Here is an 8338-nt window from a genome sequence, read left to right on the forward strand (position 1 = left end):
GGCCGTGGTCGTCGACCAGCGCCATGCCGAAATGCAGCTGGATGTCGGGAATGTCGAGATCGGGCCGCGTCTTCAGGAAGCCGCCGCATTCGGCGAAATTGGAGGTGAGCGGACCGCGGCGCTCGCGCCGGTATTGCAGGATGGCGCGGATCAGCCGCGGCATGCCCTTCAGCGAGATGCCGGAGAAATAGGGGCTGTCGGACATGTAGCCGAAGATGAAGTCGGGATGGTCCTGCAGGTTCTGTCCGACGCCGGGCAGATGATGCACGCTTGCGATGCCGTGCCCGTGCAGCGCGGCGGCGTCGCCGATGCCCGACAGCATCAGGAGCTGCGGCGACTGAAACGCGCCGGCGGCCAGGATCACCTCACGTCGCGCGCGAATCTGTTTCACGTCCTTGCCCTGGCGGTATTCGACGCCAACCGCGCGCCTGCCCTCGAACAGGATGCGCGTCGCATGGGCCTGAGTCACGACGCGCAGGTTCGCGCGCTTGCCCATGTGCGGATGCACATAGGCCCGCGCCGCGCTCCAGCGCTCGCCGTTCCTCTGCGTCACCTGGTAGATGCCGAGGCCTTCATGGTCGTCAGTGTTGAAATCCTCGCGGATGCGGAATTGCCCCTCCTGCGCCGCCTGCAGGAAGATCTGCTGCACCGGATTGCCGGAGCGCAATTTGTTGACGAAGAGCGGGCCGTCCTTGCCGTGATATTCGCCGTCGAAATCGGCGTTGTTCTCCGACCGCTTGAAATAGGGCAGCACGTCCGCGTACGACCAGCCGGTGTTGCCGAGCGAAGCCCAGTGGTCGTAGTCGGCGCGATGGCCGCGGATATAGACCATGGCGTTGATCGCGGAGGAGCCGCCGAGACCCTTGCCGCGCGGCTGATAGCCGATGCGGCCGTTCAGCCCCTTCTGCGGCACGGTGTTGAAGGCCCAGTTGTTGACGTTGCCGGCGACCATCAGCACCAGTGCGCCCGGCGTGGTCACGACCCAGTTGTCGCAAGGCCCGCCGGCATCGAGCAGTGCCACGGATGTCGCCGCATCCTCCGACAGCCGCCCTGCGACAGTGCAGCCGCCCGAGCCCGCGCCCACGACGACGAAATCGAATGTATCAGTCACTTGTTTCCCCCATAGTCTTCTTCTTCGTCATTGCGAGCGAAGCGAAGCAATGCAGAATCTTTCCACGGTGACAGTCTGGATTGCTTCGTCGCTGCGCTCGCAATGACGGTGTTCGACGATCTACGACATGAACCGCATCAACTTCTCCAGCCGCGCGATCTTGCCGCCATAGGGCGGATAGAGATCGGCGAGGCGGTTGAACCTGGAGCGATAGAACACCGGCTTCAGCTTGCTGAACGTCCTGAAGCCCCATTCGCCATGATAGGCGCCGGTGCCGGAGGCGCCGACGCCGCCCATCGGCTGGTTGATTTGCGTGAAGTGGAACAGGCAGTCGTTGATGGTGACGCCGCCCGATACGGTGCGCGCCAGCACCTCGTCGCGCGCGCTCTGATCGCTGCCGAACCAGTACAGCGCCAGCGGCCGATCGCGGGCGTTGACGAAAGCGATCGCCTCCGCCGGGTCGCGATAGCCGAGCACCGGCAGCACGGGGCCAAAGATCTCCTCGTGCATCGCCGCCATTGCTTCAGTCGCACCAGAGATCAGCGTCGGCGGGAATTTACGGTGCGCCTTCCAGTTGGGGTCGTCGGGCTTTGCCGGCTGCAGGATTTTTGCGCCACGTTGCGCCGCATCGGCGACGAGGCCTTCGAGCCGCACGTAGTGCTGGTCCGAGATGATCGACGTATAGTCCTTGTTGGCGGGATCGGTGCCGAACATGCGCCGCATCTGCGCGCGCACCTTCTCGGCGAAGGCCTGCACCGAATTCTCCGGCACCAGCACATAGTCCGGCGCGATGCAGGTCTGCCCGGCATTGAGCAGCTTGCCGTAGGCAATGCGCTCGGCCGCCTCATCGAGATCGGCCGAGGCGTCGATGATCCCAGGCGACTTGCCGCCGAGCTCGAGCGTGACAGGCGTGAGATTGCGCCCCGCGGCCTCCGCGACCAGCCGTCCGACCCGCGTCGAGCCGGTGAACAGGAGATGATCGAACGGCAGGCTGGCAAAGCCCTTGGCGATCTCGTCCTCGATGCCGGTGACCAGCACCTCCGCGGCGTCGAATCGCTGCGCGACCGTTTCCCGGAGCAGCGCCGCGAAGTGCGGCACGAGCTCGCTCGGCTTGATGATGACGCGGTTGCCGGCGGCAATGGCGCCGATCGCGGGCGCGAGCGTGAGCTGGAGCGGATAATTCCAGGGCGTGATGATGCCGACGACACCGAGCGGCTGCGGCATCAGCCGGTTGCGCGCGGGCAGGAATTGCAGCGCGGTGGCGATTCGCTGCGGCGTCATCCAGGCCTTGAGGTGCTTGGTGGCATGCCGGATCTCGGAGAACAGCAGCATGGTCTCGGCGATGGTGGTCTCGACCGCCGAGCGGTGGCCGAAATCGGCCGAGATCGCCTGCCGGAAGCGCTCTTCATTGTCCGCGACCACCCCGCGCAGCCGCGCCAGCCGGTCGAGCCGCCGGGCAAGATCCGGCGCCGGCTCGTCCCGCGACCGCGCGCGCATGGTGTGGAAGGCCTCTTCGAGGGCCCGCAGCGGGGCGCTCGTCAGGGATTTGTCCACGGCGTTTCCTCCCTTGACCGGCGTTTCAGCCTTAATCTTGTTGCCGCAAGCTGGCGCTTTGTGGAACTTCTGGCAAGAGCGTGCGGAACGCAGCGGAAATTCGTCCATCCCCCTGTCATAAAGTCGAAAAAAACGTTCCCGCGGCCCTTTCCAAAGCCACCCCGCCTTGATACATACGCCCCGCACCCGACGGGCTTTGCCCTCAAGGGTTGCCTTCCAAGGAAGCCTTTGGGACGGAAGAAGCAAGCCGCGCGAACAGCGACGGCCTCAACCGACCGTCCCCGGCCTTTTGGCGAAGGCGCGCAACAGTTTAACGCGGGGTGGAGCAGCCCGGTAGCTCGTCAGGCTCATAACCTGAAGGTCATAGGTTCAAATCCTATCCCCGCAACCAAATTCGGATTTTACCGGATCCGATACGAAAATGGCCCGCTTGATGCGGGCCGTTTTTGTTTTTGGGGGATTGCCGAGCCTCCGACTCCTTACCGGCTAATAGAGTGCACTGTCGTTGAAATTCTTGGCCTTCAGATTGACGTCCAGTGCAATTGGATCGCGCGCGTGGTTCACGATTGACAACTTGTGGTTAGTTGAGGTTATTGCGAACGCAACGTCGGCCGACGTTTGGCTTCTGCCAAGGAGGAGGTGGTCCACATGGAAATCTCCCTCAGGGTCGATCCCCGCCTGGTGATTGCATTGGCAATGTGGCTGGGGTCGTAACCCCAATCCCTTACGGAGGAAGGGTAACGCCGTTCCAAGCGGGACGGCTACTTTTTCCGATGCAACTCAAGTCGCTGAGGTACGCGAGGTTGGCAACGCGGGTAGGCCCTTAACCCATTATAATTTCAGCGTAATTAGTGACGCCCCTCGTCGGAGGTGCCGGTCGCGAGTTCCCGCATCTAAGTTGGGGGCACTACGCAGGCAATAGCGACTCTACCCGAGGCCTTGTATATCCGTCGATATCAACCCAAGGTGCATACGCAGCATGGCTCATGTAAATTTGGACGCGCTCATTGTCCGAGAGGATTTCGAGGTTGTCGGCGAGGGTGGGGAGGCACCGACCAAACCATCCATCGAGATTCGCGAACTCGAACACGATCAATTCTTTTTTGGTGGATTGCGAAAGCCGGATTTTCAGCGCGAAACGTCCGAATGGGATCCAAAGCGCGTCGCCGGCCTGGTCCGCACATTCCTCAAAGATGATCTCATCCCTGGAGTGATCCTTTGGAAGAATAAGGACCTCTATTTTGTTATCGACGGATCCCATCGCCTAAGTGCACTCATCGCGTGGGTTCAGAACGACTATGGAGACGGTGAGCGTTCACAGAAGTTTTGGGGACACTCGATTCCAGAAGAGCAGTTGAAAATTGCGCAAAAGACGCGAGAGCTAATTGAAAAGGAATTTGGTTCTTATAAGAGCCATCGAGAGGCTAATCGATCATTGCTCAACCAAATAATTCGCAAGTTCGGCACTAAGGAGTCGGGTACCAAGCACTTGGTGAATTTCTACGAAGAAGTGTTGAAGATGTTTGAAGCCGGAGTGCAGACTGATAACATTCCCGGTAGGCTACAAGAGCAGCCTGAATATTCATATCTCCAACCTGACGAATCTCCGTATCTTGGCGTCACTCCGACGAGGTTCTCAACCCAGGTAAAGAGCGGTCTGGTAATTCAAGAATTGCTTCCAACTGCTCCACGTTGTCCTATTTGCGGTGGCCTCGTGCCGCGTCAAGCAATTTCGGTTGACCACATTGAACGACTGGAAGATGGGGGAAAATCTATCCCCGAAAACGCTCAGATTACTCACCCATATTGCAATACTGGGTACAAGGAACAGAAGAGGGCTATAAAAGGTGAGCGCCAGTCGTCGCGCTCCCGATGAACAAAGCTCCAACGAAAAGCTCCAACGAAAGGTACGCGAATCGAGGTGGCCTGATCTCGTTTGCTCCAGTGACCATCGGCATGGGTTAGGAGCAACTTACAGCGGCTTTGGCTTGCATCTACCGTCCGATACAGGAAGGCGCATATGATGTCGGCATTCCTGTTCAGCGACTGGTGCTCCTCAAAACTCCCCAACCACCTTCCATCCGCCCCCACCAGCCTCGACGGCGCTTCCCCAGACACCAGCCCCTCCGGCTGAAACTTGATCGTCTTCCCACCTTCGACGAACTCCGCAAAATTCCTTGGCGTCGCCGCGTGCACGCCGTTCGCAAGAAAGTCGCCGGTCTCGTAGCAGGTGTCGGGCTTGCCGCCGGAGCCTTCGCCCAAGAACTTCTGGAAATTCTGGCTCGTTACCTTGGCCTTATTGCGGGCCGACCAGTTGGCGTAGCGGCGGTAGAACTCGGGCGGGATCACCGGGCCCTTGTCGGTTGCGAGCACGCCGGTCTCGCCGGCCTTGGGCTCGGACAGGTCGAAGTCGAAGGCGGGGATCGTCTTCGCGAGATGCTTCCAGACCGGCAGCTTCCTGGTGCGCGCGGTCTTGGCCAGCGCAAAGAAAGCCCTGATCTCATCCTCGTCATCGAGGTCGGATAGGCAAAGCCCTGTTCGACCAGCCCGTGGTTGATGTCGACCTTTTCGCCCGCGGCCGTCACCTCGATGCAGCGGATCATCTTCGTGCGACAGGCCCGTGACCGTATGTGAGATGGGTGAGACCACGTCACGGCGCCGGCGAACAAAACGCCCGCGCGTCTGGAGCGCGCGGGCGACGATGATTTTCGTCTACAGAGTGGAATCTTTCCAATCAGGATCGGTACGGGCAGACCATCGTCAGATTGAGCAGCGTCGGCTTGTCCGAGCCCTTCTTGTACTCCCACTCCAGCCGGATCTCGTGCCGGTGGGCATAGGCGTCGCTGGCCTTGTGCGTGATGATGTTGGTCTTCATCGGGATCGGCGGCTCGGAGTTGAAGCACTTGCGGACGCAGGCATCGAGCAGATCGCATCGCGTCAGCGGGATCACGCCCGGCTCGTCCCTGGACAGCGGGACCGTGTTCGGCTGGGTGCTGAGGTCGAGACGAGCCCGGCCCTTCTCCTTGTGCCAGTATTTGGCGCTTCCCTGCGGCCACTTCGAGGCCGGCGTCAGAATCAGATGGTACTGGCCGTATTCCAGGGTCGACAGGTCGATGTCGTCCGATGCCTTGAGCTTGGCGACGCTCTTTTTCATGTTCGCCAAGGGATAGTAGTTGCTGTTCATCAAATTTCTGAATGAAGCCCCATTGTAGGTTTTTGAGCCCATCGCCTTTTCCTTCAATATGCCCTTGGCTTTGCGGAAATACATACAACTCGGCGGCGCCGGTCAGTCTAGCCGAACCGGGCGCCGCCGAAATATATGCCCCATCTTTGCTGGGATTTGTTCACGCTACCACTCAGGGCCGGATTTCGTCCAGATCGCCAACCGTGTTGTGCTCCGCTAACGGTGAGGAGCGGGCCCGATTGCTAAGCGGTTCTCGATAGGTATTCTTGTCGAGAGATCGTTCGCGGATTCTGGTCGACAGAATGGCCGCGACCGTTAGGGCGCAGGAATGCATTGCTTCGCGTGTCAGTCGGCGATCAATCCGGACGATAGCTGGTGCTCCAAATGCGGAGCCGCAGTGCGTCAGCGGGTCGACCCCGACAGCGAACGTCGCTTTGTGACGATTCTTCGTGCCGACGTCATAGACTCCACCGGTCTCGTTGCCGATTTGGAGCCGGAGGAGGCTGTCTCGCGGCTCGAGACGGCACTGGCGGCCATGAGGGCCGCCGTACGCCAGTTTGGCGGCATCGTCAGCAAGGAGCTTGGAGATGGACTAGCGGCGGTGTTCGGTGCCCCGATTGCCGACGACAACCACGCGCCTCTGGCGTGCCACGCAGCCATCGAGCTTGTCCGGCGTGTCAGCAGCCTCGGCGATCCCGGACTCCAGGTGAGGGTCGGCCTCCACTCCGGCCATGTCGTCGCCTACATGGTCGCCAGCGAGTTCTCCAAAGTCTACGAGATCGGGGGGGCCGCCCAGCATCTGGCTGCGCGGCTCGAGGCGGCGGCCGAAGCGAACCAGATATTCGTCTCCGAAGCCTGCCAAAAGCTCGCGGACGGGCATGTCCGCTTTGAATTCCTCGGCCGGAAGGCGCTCCGTGGCTTTGGTGAGCCGTTGCCTGTGTACCGGATCATGGGCGCGAGCGATCTTTCGAGCTGGCGGGTCCGGCGTGCCCGCAGTGTCTCCCGATTTGTCGATCGCACGACGGAGCGGGCCCTGTTGTGGCGGGCTGTGGAGCGGATATCGGCCAGCCGGCAGACGGTTCTGCTGATAGGCGACGCCGGCATTGGAAAGTCACGACTGGCCCATGAGTTCGTGCAGGACCTTCGGACCGGAGGTTGGCGGTTGCTCGACACCGAGTGCAGTCCAAATCTTCAGGGAGCATCATTCAGCACCCTGAAGCGCCTCTTGCTGTCGCTCCTGGAAGCAGTGGCCAAAGATCCGGATCTTATGGAAGATCCCAGAGAGCGCCTGTCGGCGATCCATCGGTTGGCGATCGACTCGGTGTTGGATGTGCCCATTTCCGACTCGCGCTGGAGCGAATTGGAGCCTTACGCGCGAGGTCGCGCGATCTCCGAGGCAAGCTGTGCGTTCGTGGAGAGTATGGCCCGCCACAGGCGGACTGTCCTCCTCATCGAGGACCTGCACTGGGTCGATCGCGCCAGCGACGCGGTTATTGCCGCTATTGCATCGCTGCAGGCGCCCAATCTGTTTGTGTTCCTCACCACCCGGCCGAACGGAATGCCGGACTGGATTGCGCGTTGTCACGCCGAAGTGATCGCGATGCGTCCATTGGACGATGATTCAGGGAGGGCAATGCTGGCTGACATGCTCGGCGCTTCCTTGGCGGATGCCGATCTGAAGAACCGGATCATTTCCCACACCGCCAACGTTCCATTGTTCATTGAGGAGGTTTGCCGCGGCCTGAAAGATGACGGTACACTCCGGGGCCAATGGGGCGATCTGGCTCTCGTTCGTCCCATTGAGGAGCTAGGTATCCCCTCAAGCATCCAGGGGGTGATTGCGGCGCGCCTGGATCGGGTGTCGAGACAGCAGCGCATGGTCTTGCAGGTCGCAGCCGCATTGGGGCCACGATCGAGCGAAGCCGTGGTGCGAAGAGTCGCGGAGTTGCCTGAAGACACCCTCCAGGACTGCCTCGGGTCGCTCGACCGCGCCGAGTTGCTTGTCAGGATCGATAGCGATCTCGAGAGCTCACTCGAGTTCAGGCACGAAATGGTCCGCCAAGTAACCTACGAGTCGATGATCGAAAAGGTACGCGAGAGCGTACATGCGCGTGTTCTCTCGGCCTTCGAGAGCGACGAAACATGGCGAGATGATCCCGACACGCTTTGTTATCACGCCCTGCGCGCCAAGGACTGGCCGAAGGCGTTCAACTACGGAAGAAGCGCCGCACAGAAATGCCTGGTGCGATCGGCCTATGCCGACGCAGTCGACTACTTCCGGACCGCGATGAGTTCACTCGACAAGACGCCGCCGACAGATCTGCGGGAGACCAACGCCATCGATCTCCGGATGGAGGCGCGCATGGCATTCATTTGGTCCGGTCGGGTTGCCGAATGGATCGATCTGGGAAAGGAAGCCGACCAGCGGGCCAGCAAGATCGATGATGTCGGCAGGAAGGTTGCCGCCATGACGGTCATGGCGGGGGGGG

6 protein-coding genes and 1 tRNA gene are annotated in these 8338 nt (G+C 60.9%); 3 read left to right on the forward strand and 4 right to left on the reverse strand.

Annotated features, from left to right (window positions below; genetic code table 11):
* Both IC50_RS25330 and IC50_RS25335 read right to left on the reverse strand, forming a co-directional pair.
* Positions 1-1111: GMC family oxidoreductase (locus IC50_RS25330; RefSeq protein WP_035711183.1), on the reverse strand; the 1111-nt coding region annotated here is incomplete at its 3' end.
* A gap of 120 nt (positions 1112-1231) precedes the next feature.
* Complete coding sequence (locus IC50_RS25335) at positions 1232-2665, reverse strand: coniferyl aldehyde dehydrogenase (RefSeq protein ID WP_035711189.1); 1434 nt, start codon at positions 2663-2665, stop codon at positions 1232-1234.
* A gap of 314 nt (positions 2666-2979) precedes the next feature.
* Between IC50_RS25335 and IC50_RS25340 the strand changes: the two genes are divergently transcribed.
* Both IC50_RS25340 and IC50_RS39305 read left to right on the forward strand, forming a co-directional pair.
* Positions 2980-3056, forward strand: a tRNA-Met gene (locus IC50_RS25340).
* A 588-nt stretch (positions 3057-3644) separates the two neighbouring features.
* On the forward strand, positions 3645-4541 hold the full coding sequence (locus IC50_RS39305) for a GmrSD restriction endonuclease domain-containing protein (protein WP_081492511.1): 897 nt from the start codon (positions 3645-3647) through the stop codon (positions 4539-4541).
* Here IC50_RS39305 and IC50_RS43250 read toward each other — a convergent pair.
* Both IC50_RS43250 and IC50_RS25355 read right to left on the reverse strand, forming a co-directional pair.
* Positions 4463-5314: a hypothetical protein gene (locus tag IC50_RS43250; RefSeq protein ID WP_244429643.1), complete on the reverse strand. Its 852-nt coding sequence runs from the start codon at positions 5312-5314 to the stop codon at positions 4463-4465. The two genes, IC50_RS39305 and IC50_RS43250, sit on opposite strands and share 79 nt — an antisense overlap.
* A gap of 85 nt (positions 5315-5399) precedes the next feature.
* On the reverse strand, positions 5400-5891 hold the full coding sequence (locus IC50_RS25355) for a hypothetical protein (RefSeq protein ID WP_035711191.1): 492 nt from the start codon (positions 5889-5891) through the stop codon (positions 5400-5402).
* Positions 5892-6177: 286 nt separating this feature from the next.
* Here IC50_RS25355 and IC50_RS25360 point away from each other — a divergent pair.
* The coding region (locus IC50_RS25360; protein ID WP_035711188.1) for an ATP-binding protein at positions 6178-8338 on the forward strand (2161 nt) is incomplete at its 3' end.

Source organism: Bradyrhizobium genomosp. I (2014), assembly GCF_000261685.1.
Classification (GTDB): Bacteria; Pseudomonadota; Alphaproteobacteria; order Rhizobiales; family Xanthobacteraceae; genus Bradyrhizobium.